Annotated in this window: 18 protein-coding genes; 5 read left to right on the forward strand and 13 right to left on the reverse strand. The window is 37.7% G+C overall.

Annotated elements, in window-relative coordinates:
* From ABZC96_RS02835 to rdgB, 3 genes are all read right to left on the reverse strand, one after another.
* A partial coding sequence (locus ABZC96_RS02835) for an alanine--glyoxylate aminotransferase family protein (RefSeq protein WP_373028934.1) occupies positions 1-761 on the reverse strand: 761 nt, incomplete at its 3' end.
* A gap of 130 nt (positions 762-891) precedes the next feature.
* A complete protein-coding gene (gene ciaB, locus ABZC96_RS02840; protein ID WP_373028935.1) occupies positions 892-2,727 on the reverse strand; it encodes an invasion protein CiaB in 1,836 nt (611 codons plus the stop codon).
* The gene (gene rdgB, locus ABZC96_RS02845) at positions 2,727-3,317 is read right to left on the reverse strand and encodes an RdgB/HAM1 family non-canonical purine NTP pyrophosphatase (RefSeq protein WP_373028937.1); all 591 of its coding nucleotides are present in this window, start codon (positions 3,315-3,317) and stop codon (positions 2,727-2,729) included. The genes ciaB and rdgB overlap by 1 nt, the downstream gene beginning before the upstream one ends.
* 154 nt (positions 3,318-3,471) lie before the next feature.
* Here rdgB and ABZC96_RS02850 point away from each other — a divergent pair, with 154 nt between their 5' ends.
* Both ABZC96_RS02850 and ABZC96_RS02855 read left to right on the forward strand, forming a co-directional pair.
* Complete coding sequence (locus ABZC96_RS02850) at positions 3,472-4,803, forward strand: MFS transporter (RefSeq protein ID WP_373028938.1); 1,332 nt, start codon at positions 3,472-3,474, stop codon at positions 4,801-4,803.
* Between the two features lie 198 nt (positions 4,804-5,001).
* The gene (locus tag ABZC96_RS02855; protein WP_373028940.1) at positions 5,002-5,655 is read left to right on the forward strand and encodes a response regulator transcription factor; all 654 of its coding nucleotides are present in this window, start codon (positions 5,002-5,004) and stop codon (positions 5,653-5,655) included.
* Positions 5,656-5,803: 148 nt separating this feature from the next.
* Here ABZC96_RS02855 and tkt read toward each other — a convergent pair whose 3' ends face one another.
* Complete coding sequence (gene tkt, locus ABZC96_RS02860; RefSeq protein ID WP_373028942.1) at positions 5,804-7,792, reverse strand: transketolase; 1,989 nt, start codon at positions 7,790-7,792, stop codon at positions 5,804-5,806.
* A gap of 10 nt (positions 7,793-7,802) precedes the next feature.
* Positions 7,803-8,651 carry a polyprenyl synthetase family protein gene (locus ABZC96_RS02865; protein ID WP_373028943.1) on the reverse strand — a complete coding sequence of 283 codons (849 nt, stop codon included), beginning with the start codon at positions 8,649-8,651 and terminating at the stop codon, positions 7,803-7,805.
* Between the two features lie 56 nt (positions 8,652-8,707).
* On the opposite strand from ABZC96_RS02865, the gene ABZC96_RS02870 reads away from it, so the two are divergent.
* The gene (locus ABZC96_RS02870; RefSeq protein WP_373028944.1) at positions 8,708-8,926 is read left to right on the forward strand and encodes a hypothetical protein; all 219 of its coding nucleotides are present in this window, start codon (positions 8,708-8,710) and stop codon (positions 8,924-8,926) included.
* Positions 8,927-8,969: 43 nt separating this feature from the next.
* Here the strand turns inward: ABZC96_RS02870 and ABZC96_RS02875 are convergent, their stop codons facing one another.
* Together ABZC96_RS02875 and ABZC96_RS02880 are read right to left on the reverse strand one after the other, a co-directional pair.
* Entirely contained in the window at positions 8,970-9,482 is a 513-nt protein-coding gene (locus ABZC96_RS02875; protein ID WP_373028945.1) for a shikimate kinase, read from the reverse strand.
* Between the two features lie 3 nt (positions 9,483-9,485).
* The gene (locus tag ABZC96_RS02880; RefSeq protein WP_373028947.1) at positions 9,486-9,728 is read right to left on the reverse strand and encodes a hypothetical protein; all 243 of its coding nucleotides are present in this window, start codon (positions 9,726-9,728) and stop codon (positions 9,486-9,488) included.
* A 118-nt stretch (positions 9,729-9,846) separates the two neighbouring features.
* Between ABZC96_RS02880 and ABZC96_RS02885 the strand changes: the two genes are divergently transcribed.
* Entirely contained in the window at positions 9,847-10,542 is a 696-nt protein-coding gene (locus ABZC96_RS02885) for an SDR family NAD(P)-dependent oxidoreductase (RefSeq protein ID WP_373028948.1), read from the forward strand.
* A 9-nt stretch (positions 10,543-10,551) separates the two neighbouring features.
* On the opposite strand, the gene ABZC96_RS02890 is transcribed toward ABZC96_RS02885, so the two are convergent.
* The 4 genes from ABZC96_RS02890 to ABZC96_RS02905 form a co-directional block, all read right to left on the reverse strand.
* Positions 10,552-10,872, reverse strand: coding sequence for a hypothetical protein (locus tag ABZC96_RS02890; protein ID WP_373028950.1), 321 nt, complete (start codon positions 10,870-10,872; stop codon positions 10,552-10,554).
* Between the two features lie 222 nt (positions 10,873-11,094).
* Positions 11,095-11,871 carry a glutamate 5-kinase gene (gene proB, locus ABZC96_RS02895; RefSeq protein WP_373028951.1) on the reverse strand — a complete coding sequence of 259 codons (777 nt, stop codon included), beginning with the start codon at positions 11,869-11,871 and terminating at the stop codon, positions 11,095-11,097.
* A 309-nt stretch (positions 11,872-12,180) separates the two neighbouring features.
* Positions 12,181-12,453 (reverse strand): DUF4389 domain-containing protein, encoded by a 273-nt coding sequence (locus ABZC96_RS02900; protein ID WP_373028952.1) that lies wholly within the window; start codon positions 12,451-12,453, stop codon positions 12,181-12,183.
* A gap of 79 nt (positions 12,454-12,532) precedes the next feature.
* A complete protein-coding gene (locus ABZC96_RS02905; protein WP_373028953.1) occupies positions 12,533-13,666 on the reverse strand; it encodes a M50 family metallopeptidase in 1,134 nt (377 codons plus the stop codon).
* Positions 13,667-13,841: 175 nt separating this feature from the next.
* On the opposite strand from ABZC96_RS02905, the gene thpR reads away from it, so the two are divergent.
* Positions 13,842-14,339 (forward strand): RNA 2',3'-cyclic phosphodiesterase, encoded by a 498-nt coding sequence (gene thpR / locus ABZC96_RS02910; protein WP_373028954.1) that lies wholly within the window; start codon positions 13,842-13,844, stop codon positions 14,337-14,339.
* Here the strand turns inward: thpR and purN are convergent.
* Positions 14,336-14,884 (reverse strand): phosphoribosylglycinamide formyltransferase, encoded by a 549-nt coding sequence (gene purN / locus ABZC96_RS02915; RefSeq protein WP_373028955.1) that lies wholly within the window; start codon positions 14,882-14,884, stop codon positions 14,336-14,338. The two genes, thpR and purN, sit on opposite strands and share 4 nt — an antisense overlap.
* A 99-nt stretch (positions 14,885-14,983) precedes the next feature.
* Positions 14,984-15,719 (reverse strand): NAD(P)H-hydrate dehydratase (locus tag ABZC96_RS02920; RefSeq protein ID WP_373028957.1); only part of this gene is annotated, 736 nt, incomplete at its 5' end.

A 15,719-nucleotide genomic window follows, 5' to 3' on the forward strand; every position in this document is an offset into this window, starting at 1 on the left:
AATGCATCGATTCCCTCTTCATCGATCGCATCAAAGATAGCATTGAGCCCTATGATAAGTGTTGTTGCTGCTGTCCATGCAGTAGTATTTTTTTGCTGTTGTTTAATTTCTGTTGCAAGATTAAAATAATAATCTTCACCATCACCTATTTTTTGTACCGCCATATTAGACAAACCTATCATTGCAAGTCCAGGAGGAAGCATCAATGCTTTTTGACTTCCTGTAACCAATGCATCGATGTTTGAAACATCTATAGGTTCTACACCTACAGCAGTGATACCATCCGCAACGATCATGATATCAGGCTTGATCTCTTTAGCTCTTTTCGCAATTGCTTCTACAGGATGACGAAGTCCACCGGCACTTTCACATACCTGTATAAAAATCGCATCGATATCTGCATTTTCATTCAAAGCATTTTCAACGTCAACTACTGAACAAGGTGTATTCCACTCATAGCTAAGCTCAACTTTATCTCTTCCCATTGCATCAGCAATTTTTCCAAAACGCTCACCAAACTTACCAGCGTTTACAGTCAGAGCTTTAGTCTTACACAAGTTCAACATACAGGCCTGCATCGCACCTGTACCTGAAGATGCGATCATCACACACTCATCCATCCCAAGAAGTTTTAAAAGTCTTTCACGGGCTTCTTTAAAAATAGCTTCAAATTCTGGTGTTCTATGGTGTAGCGTAGGTGTAGCCATAGCTTGGCGTACAGACTCCGGTACAGGTGTAGGTCCTGGGGTAAAAAGTAGCATAAATATCCTCTTGATCACCGTTCAAATGACGGCATAATTACGTGGATTATATCTAAAAATAAGTTAGAAAATGGTGAAGAAAAAGAATTAAGCACTAGCAGAAGAAAAGGAAGTCCCTTCTGCTGGTATCTTAAGCAAGTACGATAGTTTTCTGTCCTATCTCTTTATATCTTGCATAATAGTGTTCTACGAACGATCTTATCTCTTCTTTTACAGGTAAATACACACCATTTACTTTACTCGCATACGTACTCAAATAGACATTTGCATCTATTTTTGAAAGATAATTTTCTGCCAAGTTTTTGTATGCATTTTGATAGGTTTCTTTCATCTCATCATACTTGCTATAATCAATTTTTATCTCTCCATCATAGCTGATCACACCTGAACTGAAGAGAATATCAAGATGGATCAATCCTTCACAATAATACGGCAACACTTCACCGACTTCACGCCATGCCATAAGTCCTACTGCACGTGAAACAACATCATCTACAATGTGTGTTTTAAGTTCTTTTCTTTCATTATGGAAAAATGCCATCAAACCACCGGCAGTAGCCTTAAACTCTTCAATATTTTTAAACTGTCCCGAAACGTTCATTTTAGTTTCTGTGTCTGCATCTATCCATAGTATATGTCCGTACTCATGCCCTACAGTGGAAATGTCATAGATTTCCTGCCAGAGCTTAGGTTCATTGTCTACCAATGCTTTTTGTTTTTTGACAAAATCTTCACCCAATGTCTCTACTGAGAGTTTCATGATCGGTTTGGATTTTTTACTCTCCATTACAAAGTCTGCATAAGCAAAGATCTTTTTACCCAATTCAGCAGAAACTTGTTCGTCATTAGGAACAACCTGTGCAGAGAAAAGTCCATTGAACTCTGCTCCATAGTAAAGAACGGGTTGGCCTATGTAGAGTTGGGTTTCATCGACCTGTAAGAGATTTTTACTCATCGTATGCAAAGCTTCTTCACCAAAGTCTTTTGCCATTTCATAGGCAAAAAGTTTAATGTTATTACGGGTATTTGAACCTTCTTGTAATTGAGGATTAACAATACGCAGATCCCATTCTAACGCTACAGCTTTTCTATAGTGATCTTCATAATACTCTAATGGATGCCCTACTTGCAATGGTGCCGTTATAGCCATCCAACGTCTATCTACTTCTGCCCATTTACCTATCAGTTCATTGGTTTTGGTATGAGAAAAAGCTACTTTTAGCGCTGTAAAATAAGCTATCCACTCTGCTTTTTGATCAAATACATCATCTTCATGTTGGCTCAAAAGTGAAATAAGCTGTTCAAGTGCTGTAGTAACCTGTGTCACTTCTTTGGGAAATGCGTCTGTATAAGCGATACTTTTATACCCTGTATCCTCTTTTTTAAGTACAGAGTAACATCTATCTGCTACACATCCACTCTCATCTGTATCAAGCAGAGACTCATTTTGAAGCATTTCAAAAACTTTGGCATCATCGCCATTAAACATTTCAGAGAGTTGCAGATTCACACTATGGATAATATGGTGTGTCCAATGGCTCTGCCATACACTCATCGCTATTCCCACATAATGAACCCCTAAAATAAGTGAACGGTAAAAAGGAGTAAGCAGTTTATTCTCCTCTACCCATGTAATAAATTTTTCATGACGCGTAATATGCATCGTACTGACAAACCCATACGCCAACTCTTTTTTCATGGCTATCTCATCTTTAGAGCAGCCATTTTTCTCTAACACTTGCTCTAAAGCATCTTCACGGAGGTTTACAACACGTGTAATTGCTGCCATCTCAGAGTCTTGATTTCTAGGTATGTCCAGAAGGCTTAAAAATGCCTCTACTACTTCATTTGCTCTAGCATGCCCTTTATCATCATCTAACAATTCATAATATTTATTGAGATCTGCCTGTCTAAGTTGTAATTCGTCATAAATGACTTGCAGATCTTCCATAAATTGTTTTTTCATTATTTACCCTTTAACATCTGTATAATAGGTTTAGCTAAACCCAGAGCTTGCGCACGATGTGAGATTTTAGATTTAATATCATCATCAAGTTCCCCTAATGTTTTATCAAATCCTGAAGGAATAAATATCGGATCATATCCAAACCCTTTATCTCCTCTAGGTTCATCTATGACATTTCCATGCATCCAGCCATGCACCACATACTCTCCATATTTGGAGACAATGGCTATAGCAGCGGTATAGTAAGCCGGTGTAGACTTTAACCCTTTTTCTTTTACTGTTTTTATGAGTTTATAGAGGTTATCTTTATCTGTAACATCTTCTCCTGCATAACGTGCAGAGTAAATGCCTGGTGCTCCGTCAAGTATAGGCAGAGAGATACCACTGTCATCCGATACCACCAAATACTCTTCACCAAGTTTTTCATAGATGGCACGTGCTTTGATGAGTGCATTGGCTGCAAAGGTATCTCCGTCTTCTACGATGTCAACCTCACCTAAAAGTTCAGAAAAAGCCACCACCTCATCCTGACACATTTGTTTAAATTCGCGTAGTTTACCTTTGTTCCCTGTTGCTAAAACGATATGCATAAATATTCTCCTTTTCAGAGGACTTAACTTTGTGAAAATTTCTTCCACTCACACCTTGTCCTTAACGAGAGATGACATATCTTAATCTTTATCATCTACTCTTAAATATTTCGTTATATAATGAGAGAAATTTTATCTAAATAGAGGTATCACTATGATTAAACAGATCATGCCACTCAGTCTCATTGTTGCTTTGAGATTTTTCGGACTCTTTATTGTCCTTCCTGTTCTCTCCATCTATGCACTTGACATGGAAGGGGCAACACCATTTTTGGCAGGTCTTGTAGTGGGTGGCTATGCGCTCACACAAGCAGCTTTTCAAGTACCTTTCGGACTGATCTCTGACAAAGTAGGGCGTAAAAAGACTTTGCTTTTTGGTCTTATCATCTTCATTATCGGTTCAGTGATCGCTGCGGTGAGCGACAACATTTATATGCTTCTTGTTGGTCGTTTCCTGCAAGGTGCAGGGGCTATCGGTTCTGTTGTCTCCGCTATGGTAGCGGACTTGGTAAAAGAAGAACAACGTGCTCATGCCATGGCTATCATGGGTGGAACAATTGCACTGAGTTTTGCTGCGGCAATGATCATCGCACCTATCGTTGGTGGTAACTGGGGGATTGACAAACTCTTTTGGCTTACGGCTATTCTTTCTGTATTGGCTATAGGTATTTTATTTACCGCTGTACCTCAACCTCCAACCATCATTCACAGCTACGCAGAAGAAGAGTCTAAGATGATAGAAGTCTTTAAAGACAAGTCTCTGACACGTATGTATATCACATTTCTTTTCCATTCGTCTATTATGACCATGGCATTTTTCATCATCCCTGTTGTGATGACGCAGGAACTTGCACAAGGTGGTTTTGGCTGGGAAAAATCTGAGTTATGGAAAGTCTATTTTCCTGCGATGATCTTTGGTTTCTTTGCTATGGCACCTGCAGCGATATTTGGAGAGAAATACGGCAAAGGGAAAGAGGTCTTTATGATCTCAGTTGCTGTTATCTTCTTAGGTTTTCTTGCCATGGGCTTTGCTAGTTCTGCATGGGTCTTTGTGGTGGGTGTGGTTCTTTTCTTTATAGGGTTCAATATGTTTGAACCACTGCTTCAAAGCTTTGTAGCCAAGTTTGCCAAAGTACACCAAAAAGGTGCTGCATTGGGTGTTGCCAATACTTTTGCCTATGTGGGTATCTTCTTAGGAGGTTTGCTTGCAGGTTGGCTCATGCAACACTACGACAGAGCAACGCTTGGAGTAGTGGTAGCCATTATATCTATTGTATGGTTCATCTGGGTAGCGACTATGCCAAGCCCGAACAATAGAGGAAATGTCTACCTTCCTCTAGACATCTTTGACAGAGAAAGAGTCTCTTCCCTGACAAACCATGAGGCGATCGTAGAGAGTTATGTGAATGAAACAGAGAATATCGCTGTCATAAAATATGAAAAAGATATGATAGATGAAGATGAGATCAGAGGTATGTTAAGCTAATGCTTACACCTCTGATAAAAGCGCGCCCATATATACTACGATATGCACCTTCTAACTTACAAATTTAATTGTATGTTTAATATCAGGCTTAAGTAAAAACCCTTAAAAATATGTCGCTTCATACTATAAAACATAGGATGTCATATATTATAAATCTGATATGACATAAATATTACATCTTTTATACTATACTTTTGCATGAAAGTATTAATAATAGAAGATGATGTTCAATTAAACATAGCCATCAATGAATTTTTTAAGATCAAAGCCTTTGATACTGTCTCTGTAAAAGATGGATTACAAGCCATTGACCATATAGACAATGAAGACTTTGATCTCTATCTCATTGATATCAATATCCCCAATATTAGTGGGATAGACTTACTGAAACACATTAGAAAAAAAGATCTTGATACACCGGTCATTATCATCACTGCTTCTTTGGAGATACAAAACTTTTCCATGGCCTTCGAAAATGGCTGCAGTGAATATATTAAAAAACCATTCCATTTAAAAGAACTTGATATACGAATCAATAATTTATTGACCCTGAGTAAACCTGAAATTATCAATATAAGAGATGAATTCCATTATGATTTCAACACTGAAGCATTTTATTATCAGGATAAACCTATCCATCTAAGATATAAAGAGAAAAGATTTTGTGCTATTATGATAAAAAATATAAACTCTATTGTACCCAATGAATTGATCCATGATTATGTCTGGGAAGGTGAAATTAAAGAGACCTATCCCTTAAGACAATTACTTGGTGAACTGAGAAAAAAACTGCCCTTTGATATCATACAAACAAAGATCAGAGAGGGATATATTATTGAAACTCAAAAATAAACTTTATCTCATTCAGTTTTTATAGTGCGGTTGGAAAGTAAAATAAAAATATTATTTTATTTAAAAATTTTGATATAAACGGCTATTTTGACTAATAGGACGAACCCCTTAGGATTCGAACGAAGATTATATGAAATCAAAAGAAAAATTAGAGTTTACACTCTCCAAGTTCTACTTCCCTGTACTCCACATCCATCAACTTACATGCACGTTTCATGATGCCTTCCTGAGTAAATCCGAACTTCTCAAAAAGTTGCTCTGCCGGTGCTGAAGCTCCGAAGCTTTCCATACCCAGTACATCATCTGCATAACGGTAGAATTCTGTTGCTGTTGCTGCTTCGACTGCAAGTACTTTTGTATTTGGGTCAACCACTGCTGCTTTATACTCTGCATCCTGCTCATTGAAAAGATCAAGACATGGCACAGAAACAACATTTGCTTTAATACCAAGTACAGCTAAATGACATGCTGCTTTGAGACAAGGCATCAATTCTGAACCTGAAGCCATAAGTGTAAAGTTAGCATCTTTTCTTTTTTTAACAATATAAGCACCTTTGCTTACGTCACCAAAATCTCTTTTTGGCTTCAGTGTTTGAAGTTTTTGACGACTTAACACAAAACCGTGTGGTGCTTGCATAGTCAATGCTGTTCTCCATGCTTCTACATTTTCAGTTGCATCTGCCGGTCTCCATACATAGAAGTTTGGCAATGCTCTAAACTGAGAGATATGCTCGATAGGCTCATGTGTAGGACCATCTTCTCCTACACCGATACTGTCATGTGTCCAAACAAAGAAGTTTTGGATCTTTGTCAATGCTGCGATACGTGCTGCAGGTTTGAGGTAATCAGAAAAGACAAAGAACGTCGCATTAAAAGGAATGGTTGTCCCATAAAGAGCCATAGCATTGGTAATAGCAGCCATAGAGTGCTCACGGATACCAAAGTGCAGGTTCCTTCCTTTAGGGAAATCTCCCATATCTTTTAACTCTGTTTTGTTCGATGGCGCCAAGTCTGCCGAACCACCAAGGAAAGAAGGAACAGCAGTTGCAATAGCATTGAGTATCTTACCGTTTGAATCTCTTGTTGCCATCGCAGCATCTCCAGAGAAATCCGGGAACTCAATAGCTGAAAAATCTGGGTTAAGAAGTTTTTCCAGCGCTACATTTTGTTCTATAAGCGGTGCTTCTTTTTGTCTGTGTATCCACTCTTTCTCTGCAAGTTCACCCTGTTCTAACGCACATCTGAATCTCAATAGAACATCTTCTGGAATTTGAAAGAATGCTTCAGGATCAAAACCTTCTTTTGCTTTTGACTCAGCGATAATATCATCCCCTAGAGGTGATCCATGCGTATGGTGAGACCCTTCCATATCACCTGCACCCTTACCGATGATAGTGTTTGCAATGATGATAGTTGGTTTCGTAGCATCTTTTACTTCATCTAACGCTTTTTCAATATCATCATAACAGTGACCATTGATCTTCATTACGTTCCAATTCTGTGCTTCAAAACGTTTTTCTACATCTTCACTCCATGCAATGCTTGTATCTCCCTCGATAGTAATACAGTTAGAGTCATATATAAGTACCAGATCTTTAAGTCCTAAGTGTCCAGCAAGTGCACAAGCTTCATAAGAGATACCCTCTTGCAAGTCTCCATCACCACATAGGCAGTATACTTTATGGTCGATCAGTTCACAAGTTTCAGAGTTTACCTGGTTAGCTGTATAAGCCTCTGCCATAGCAAAACCAACAGCATTGGCAATACCCTGACCCAAAGGACCTGTAGTGATCTCTATACCTTCTGTATGTCCATACTCTGGGTGTCCTGGTGTTTTAGAGTCTAATTGACGAAAATTTTTCAAGTCATCAAGACTTACATCGTAACCCCAAAGGTGTAAAAGTGAGTAAATAAGTGCAGAAGCATGTCCACCCGAGAAAACCAAACGGTCACGGTTAAGCCATTTTGGATTTTTAGGATTATGGCTCAGCTTTTCACTCAAAACCACTGCGATATCTGCAAGACCCATAGGTGCACCCGGGTGTCCAGAATTTGCTTTTTGGACCGTATCAGCCGCTAAAAACCTGATAGTATTTGCCATTTTTTTACGCATAATGTTCTGCTCTGTCATTGCCATAGTTATTCCTTTAATTGTGTCTGTATAGATATGTGTTCATCAAGGGTTGTAAAGCTGTTTGTAACTTCTTATCAAAGTCTTCAAATCGTCTTTGTAAATCTTTTGCCAGAGTATCTGCTTCTTCAACAGTCTTCTCCAATCCTAAAAGATTGACAAAGCTATTTTTATCACTGTCATTTCCTGTGGTTTTACCCGCTTCTTCTTCACTCTGTGTTTCATCTATAATATCATCTTGTATCTGAAAAAGCAGCCCAAGATCAATACCAAAATCATAAAGTGCATCCTGCACTTTCTTCTCCAGTCCTACAATGACAGCTCCCATTTGTAAAGATACAGCTATAAGTTTAGCTGTTTTATTTTTATGCAGTGTTTTTACCTGTTCAAGCTCAAGGGGCTTATTTTCAAAATAACAATCTATGGCTTGTCCAAGTACCATGCCGCGACTGCCGCCATCACGTGCAAGTAACTCTACGAGTTTGATTTTGACATCTTCACGCAGGGGAGCTTTGGCAATAAGATAAAAAGCATCAGTATTCAATGCATCCCCTGCAAGTATCGCAGTCACTTCATCAAAACGTTTATGCAAGGTCTTATGTCCACGGCGCAGATCTGCATCATCCATCGCAGGAAGGTCATCATGTATGAGAGAATAAGTGTGAAACATTTCAAGTGCAAGAGCTACAGGCAAAGCAGAATTATAAAGTATCGGTTCATAAACATCAACAATGTTTAAAAGTAACATAGGACGAAAACGTTTTCCACCAGCAGACAGCATAACACCTAGTGCTTCTTCATACACAGGGTGGAAACTTGACACTTTTGGTAAGTTTTCATTTAAATATGTTTCAAATCTTTGCATTTATACTCTCGGAATTTAATTGTTGAAATTATATCGAATTTGGATAAAATAAGCATATGAAGAAAGAAAGCACACTCTCACTGATCAGATGGACAAAACGGCTGTTGGGGCTTATCGCTTTTTTAGTGTGGGGATATGTTATTATTAGTATCTCTCAATCTCCTGCCCCATTTATAGAACAGGCACCTTACTGTATGGGTAGTACCATGCTCATATTTGGCTTGCTGACCGCCGTGTATAAAGGGTTGGATCATTGGAGTTTACAGAATAAATAACTCCGTCATTCTCTTGCTTAGCACGAAGAGATGCCAAGATAGATTAAACCTTACATTTTTTGGCGATGAGTGCGATCTGCTCTTCCAAAGTAAGATTTTCAACATCTATCACAACATCTGCCAGTTTTTTATAGGCTTTTTCACGCTCTTCGTAAAGTTTTCTTGCCGCTTTTTCTTGTGAAAAAAGCGGACGTTTTGCCAATTTATTTTTAGCATTTTTTGCTGTTTTCAAACGATTATGTATCCACTCAAATGAAGCATCAAGTAACACTACCGTACCGAGTTTTTTAAGATTATTCACCTTATAAAAACCGCCTCCACATGAGATCAGAGTACCAGTAACACATTTTTCTATCCAATTGGCAGTTTCCTGTTCCTGTGCTCTAAAATAGGCTTCGCCTTTTTTGGCAAAGATTTTTTTAACCTCTTTATTCTCTTTGGACTCTATAAGATCATCTGTATCGATGATATAGGTACCGTATTTTTTTGTAAATGCACGTGCAGTCGTACCTTTACCTACTCCCATGAAACCGATGAGGATAATATTCTTTTTCAAAGTTCATACCATGTTGTAACGGTCTATAATTCTTGAAAGACGTTTACGCAGGTTTTTCAATGCATCAATAGCATTCTCTCCTTCTGCTACAAGAGACTCAAACTCATCAAATTGTATCTTAGCAACCCAACCGATCTTCGTATGTTTTTTAATCCCTACAAAACGTACTTCACCAAAGTGTTCTTTTGCCATATTATAAATACGCTCAATTCTTTGATCTAAAGTTTTCACCTCTTTATTACTCATCACGGTCCTTTTTTGATTAAATAAGTCTCAGTAAAGTATCATCTCTGGATGAGACTTTTACTTTTTGATATAATTATATCATATCAAAGGGACAAATGTATTACAAAAGGATTACATCATGAAAAATATACTTATTACAGGTGTGAGTTCCGGACTTGGCGAAGCCTTGGCCAAAGAGTATTTGGAAAATGGAGACAATGTCTATGCCATAGGTAAAACTATTCCCAAAAAACTTGATCACTATCCCCATTTTTTCTTCTTCCCCTATGACCTGAGTGAAACATTTATGATTCAATCTACACTTAAAGAATTTTTTCAAAACCGGTCATTTGATATCGTTATCCTCAATGCTGGAGTGTTGGGTGACATACAGACTCTCTCTCAAACAGATTTAATGGATGCCAAAGCAGTGATGGAAGTCAATGTCTGGGCAAACAAAGAACTGATAGACACGCTCCATGCTCATGCACAGGTAAAACAAATAGTGGGCATAAGTTCAGGTGCTGCTATCAACGGTTCTAAAGGATGGGGTGCATACTCACTCTCTAAGGCGGGTCTCAACATGTTACTCAGCGTGTATGCAAAAGAGTTACCGGAGATCCATTTTACCGCACTTGCTCCTGGTGTTATTCACACTCCTATGGTGCAACATATCATAGACAAAGTTGATGCAGAAACATATCCTTCAGTCAAACAACTGAAAGAAGGAGATATACGAACACCAGACAAAGCAGCCAAACTTCTCATCGCAACTTTCTCTAAACTTTTAGCCTATGAGAGTGGTAGTTTTTTAGATGTAAGAACGATGCAGTAAAGAAAGAGATTACTCTGTAATCTGTGCAATATAGACATAAAGTAATACAACTGTCAAAGAAGCCGTAGCCATCATCCATGTAAAAGCTACAAGCATTTTACCTTCATTGAACATTTGTCTATATTTGTAAAGCAATATTGGGAAGATCACTAGTGCTGCAAATACGGGAAAATACATTACGGGACTCACATCATACTGCTCTATCGCGTATCCTACTGCTACAAAAGAAGTATATATAAGAATGTACACAATCGAGAGTATTAGCATTTGCACAATCATAAAGATCACTTTGGCGCCTGCTTTATTTTTTTCATCGTTGTAGTACTGCATATGTGTATTCCCTTATCCTATCATTGCGGAATTATAGCACACCGTTCTCTTCAAAATCTTATTTAGATACTATTCTTGAATTCACGCTTCATAATATATGTCATTTCCGTCACAAAATAACAACGTAAAAAACCTTATATGATTTTATATTTTATAAGTTCACTATTGTCATACAATTAACGTACATATTTGGCATACTCCAGCAAAATGACTATTTTAATTTTACTTATCTTTGGGTTTAAACAGAGTACCTTTTGTATGATTGTTATTCATTAAGTATTCATAGGCTGCTGTAAGATCAAATCCACTACATAAAAACATTTGACGACCTTTGCTCATTAAATAGTCAGCTGCAATAAGTTTAGTCACAATACCCCCTGATGCAAACTCATCATTTGGGGAGTGAACAGCTTGAAGCTCCTCTTCAGTAATATTATTAACTATTTTTCTGATCTTGGCATCATGATTTTCATTTGGGTTGCTGTCATAATAGCCATCGACATCACTTAATATAACTAGAAGATCAGACTTAATATGGTGTGCGACTCTCGCAGCAAGTTGATCATTGTCTCCGAAAAGTTGATCAGGTGTACTTGAGATGTCATTTTCATTCACGATAGGCAGAATGCCTTCTTCAAGAGAAGTATTAATAATTTGTCTAAAGATTTCAGTTCTTTTTCTTGAATCAAAATCATCTTCGGTAAGAAGTATTTGAGAGATATCTAAATTATAGATATCAAACTTTCTTTTATAAGCACTCATTAGTATAGGTTGTCCAACTGCTGCTAAAACCTTTTTCCCGATGTGCTCTTTTTTATCAAGTTTTAAAGCAGTATATCCTGCTGACACTGCAGCTGAAGTAACAAGAATAACTTCATATTTATCTCTAAGCTTCACAATAAGAGATACGAGGTTTAGCATTCGTTCTTTTGCAATTGAACCACTATCAGTTAAAACCGAGCTCCCTACTTTTAAGACTATTCTTTTTTTAGAATACATTTTTACCTTTATTTAATATATTGATTAAGAGATACTAACGAAATAACTTTAAGTAACGGTTAATGTACTCCCGTAGAAAAAATATCGTATAGAATTGGCAATATCTGACAAAAAGTTTAATCCTATCATTTTTACCTCTATAAAGTACTTTGATTGAGGTTTCATGTGTCCATTTCTTTCTTTAAGGTCACATAATTCCTTATATGTGAAACCAAAACCTTATTATTTAACATATTTTATAATGTTTTCATTTAGGTAGGCATACTCTAATCATTTAGTACCTTCTACTAAAAAAGTATAAACTGTCCTTTAAACATCTGGCCACTCACCCACAGGCCATGGTTTTTCATCTGTATTGAATCCCACATAAGAAACCAATTGTTTGCTATATTCGGCCACTCCCTCTGTAAAATATAGGATCTTTTCATTGGGTTCACCCGTCAACCAACTATAAATATATTGAGTAATGGCGATTACAAAAAGTACCATTGAGATCAATCTTATTATGATCAAAAATAAAATCGTATAGAGTGCTCTCGACAATCCCGGTTTTTCCCGTTCATTCGTTTCGATCTCTTCCATATTCACTCCCTTTTTAATTTGATTATATCAAATTTCTTCATCTTACTCCAAATACTATAGGTATATACAACAAGAGCTTCTATGGTATGGGTTCCAACTCCATTTTTAATGCTATATATTCAAGTAAATCCTTGAGTGTAATGATGCCTACAACCTTGTTGTGTTCAACTACCAGTAAACGAGTAAATCCACTTTCATTCATTTTGTTCAGAGCATCATCGATAGACGTATTTGCTGCAATTGAATTGGATGGATTTTGTTGTTGCATTACTTGTCCAACGAGAAGATGCTTCCACTCTTCGTGTGTATGTAACTTAAGCATCTGAACCGTAATGAGTCCTGAGATTTTACCATTTTGAACAACAGGAAACATTTTATAGTGATAGCGATAGAGATACATGTCAACAAACTCTTGAAGCGTTATATAAGAAGGTACAGTCACTGGTCTCGGGTTCATAAAATGGCGTACTGTTTTTCCCTCAAATGACTCCTTTATCAATAATTTTTGATACGAAGCATTAGCAGCAAAGAAGAGAAAAGATCCGATAAGTATCCACCATAGTCCTCCGATAGAATTATCTCCTACCATATTCATAAATCCCGTAAAGATAATAACAACTGCAAACATAAGGCTGATACGTGAAGCGATCTGGGTTGCCCAATGGATATCACCCTTGATCCACCATAAAATCGAACGAAGCACTCTTCCCCCATCTGTAGGAAATGCCGGTATCATATTGAATACTGCAATCAATAGGTTGATAGTACTCAAATAGCTTAAAATAGCTATAACGGGTACGGGAGACTTCATTGTCTCCGCAATTTGATAAAGCCCGCTAAAGAAGATAGAGAGTATAAAACTGGCTATAGGTCCAGCAATCGCCATAAGAAATTCACTTTTCGGCGTGTTGGGTTCATCCTTCATCTCAGCCACACCCCCAAAAATAAAGAGGGTAATACCTTTTATCTTCATCCCATAATTACGGGCTACAAGTGAGTGAGAAAACTCATGGATAATAATGGAAATAAAAAGTCCTATTGCTCCAGCTACTCCCATGATCCAGTATGTTTGAATACTAAGTCCTGGAAAATAACTTGGAAAGAAACTCTTAGAAAGCGACCATACCACCAAAAAAAGAATAATACCCCAACTTGCATCAACCGATACTGTAAAACCAAGCAGTTTAAATAGTGCCATTTTTCTTTTTAACATGGTATACCTCTAAAAAATTTCTATGATTCTCTTTTAATTATAGCAATTTATTTTCTGTCTACTCTCTTTTTTAAACAGTTAAACTCATTCTTTCATACAATCAACCTAACATCCAAAGGAAATAATGAAAAAGTATGTCAAAATATCATTGCTTGATTAGTAAAAAAGGAACCCTATGAAACTCTTCATCGCTTCGCCTATCATTCTAAATGACTATGCCTCCATACAAGAAGATTTCAAAGATATCATTGAAGGGAAATGGGTAGAAGAGCAAAACCTGCATTTGACCTGGGTATTTCTAGGTGACATAGATGACGACAAGCCTGTCATTAACAAACTCAAAGAGATATCCCCATTGGAAAATAGCATAGACATCAAAGAACTAGGATATTTTGGACGACCGCCGAAAATCTTTTTTACTAAATCGGAAGAGAAAATACTTTACTATAAAGCAAGAGAGTTCAGAGATTCAGGCTTTGACCTTTACCGTTTTAAACCACACATGACTCTGTGCCGTATCAAAACCATACTTGACTATAAAGCATACAAAGAGAGACTCAAAACCTATCGTGAAAGATCTCTGGGAATCATACTTCCAGAGATCAATCTTTATGAAAGTACATTATCACCTAAAGGTGCGCAATACAGTTGCAGATATACCATCAAAATTTAGCTTAGCACCATCCTAATGGCTTCTACCAAAGCTTCTTTTTCTATACTCCGTACTTTTACATCATATGTTTCAAAACTCAAGCCCTCTTTAGCAACCTCTTTTTGCAAGATCACCTCTCCCCCATCAAGTTCTGAAGTCACATAATGCACAGATACACCACCATGGGCATGTTTATCTTCATAACTCTTTTCTATGGCGTTAAGCCCTTTGTGTCTTGGAAGCAGAGAGGGATGTAGGTTGATACTTTTGACCTGCTCTGTAAAGATAGGTGTCAAAATACGCATAAACCCTGCAAGTACTGTCAGCTCCGGACTATACTTTTGTAAGCATTCTACAACAGCATCATCAAAGGCTTCTCTACTCTCATATGCTTTTGAGTCTATGATCTCAAGCGGGATAGATGCTGCTTTAGCGATCTTTATACCTTCGGCATTTGGGTTGTTTGTCAAGGCAACGACAACTTCAAACCCTTTATGATGTAAAGTGTTGACAATATGGGCAAAGTTAGATCCTTTACCGCTAAAAAGTACAGCTATTTTTTTCATAATCGCATTGTACACTATTTATAATAATATCTTTGTCATCCTCATCCTTAACACGGGGATTCATGGCTTTTATACAACTTAGCCATATAGATTAACGAGTCAAGTCCGAAAATGACAAGATTCCAATTTCCCTACTTCTTCCACCAAGTCCGTAGACAACATTGCATAAGAAGATCCCTCATACTGATAGGCCGCAACCACTAAGGCCAAAGAACCTTGAATGGCTGCATTTATGGCAGTGTATCCTTGGGCGAGCAGTGCAACAATGAGCCCTGAAAGAACATCTCCACTACCCCCTTTACTGAGTTTCGAACATCCTAAAGGGTTAATGTAAAGTCTCTCTTCTTGCATGATAAGCGTATTGGCACCTTTAAGCAGAATCGTAATGTGCGGATACTTGGCATTAAACTTTCGTACCATCTCAAAACGTCTGTTTTGTACTTGCGTCACAGTCAATTGTTCCCCTGTCAGTGTCTTCCAAAGTACTACAAATTCTTTGGGGTGTGGCGTGATGACAATCTCTCTGTCTTTTTGTGCCAAAACCGATAATATCTCTTCATTATAAAAACTATCTGCATCCAATACGATGGGCAAATGACTCTTTACAACATACTTTTGTAAAAATTCACTCTCAAAATGATATCCAAGTCCCATACCTATGGCCAGAGCTGATGCATTATCTGGTACCACGGTTGAGTGCATCAAGTAAGGGGGTGGTGCGATTTTTTCATGCACGACCAATGTCGTTAACCCTGCTCCGAATGTAGCCGCAGCCATCCCCGAGATAATACCCGCACCCTCCTTTTCTCCACAAAACACAGCTGCATGCCCGAAG

Origin of the sequence: Sulfurovum sp. (genome assembly GCF_041551015.1) — a bacterium.
In the GTDB taxonomy this organism is placed as follows: Bacteria; Campylobacterota; Campylobacteria; order Campylobacterales; family Sulfurovaceae; genus Sulfurovum.